The organism is Microbulbifer harenosus (genome assembly GCF_005771435.1).
Classification (GTDB): domain Bacteria; phylum Pseudomonadota; class Gammaproteobacteria; order Pseudomonadales; family Cellvibrionaceae; genus Microbulbifer; species Microbulbifer harenosus.
On sequence record NZ_VANI01000066.1, the window covers coordinates 1 to 544 of the forward strand.

General features: G+C 45.8%; 2 tRNA genes. Both read right to left on the minus strand.

Annotation, left to right across the window (positions count from 1 at the left end):
- Positions 1-255: 255 nt before the first annotated feature.
- A tRNA-Ile gene (locus tag FDY93_RS19350) sits at positions 256-332 on the minus strand.
- Positions 333-351: 19 nt separating this feature from the next.
- Positions 352-427, minus strand: a tRNA-Ala gene (locus FDY93_RS19355).
- Positions 428-544 lie beyond the last annotated feature (117 nt).

A 544-nucleotide genomic window follows, 5' to 3' on the forward strand; every position in this document is an offset into this window, starting at 1 on the left:
GTGTTGTTAGCACTCAACCTCGCCTTGCAGTGTATTACTACAAAATGTTTCACCTTGTTAAAGAGCATCTGATGTAAAAATCAGGAAGCTAATTTCTTGAATCAAGCAATACGTTGCGATTCAAAAAATCAGATTTCTGATTTCTGAAGTGATATTTGAAGATCTGGTAGAAGTATTCTTTCTCAGGCTAGGCGTGTGAAAGCGTAGTGTGCGAACAGCACATGAGCTTTTACACAACGACGCATGAGTAAGAATTGGTAGGCCTGGGCAGACTTGAACTGCCGACCTCACCCTTATCAGGGGTGCGCTCTAACCAGCTGAGCTACAGGCCTATATAAAAACTCAGGGAAATGGTGGAGCTAAGCGGGATCGAACCGCTGACCTCTTGGATGCAAACCAAGCGCTCTCCCAGCTGAGCTATAGCCCCAACTCGCTGAAGCCTTTCAAACATCAACATCATCAGTCGATCAAGCAATATGTGTGAGCACTTACGAAGCGAAGGTCGAATTTCGTTTAAGGAGGTGATCCAGCCCCAGGTTCCCCT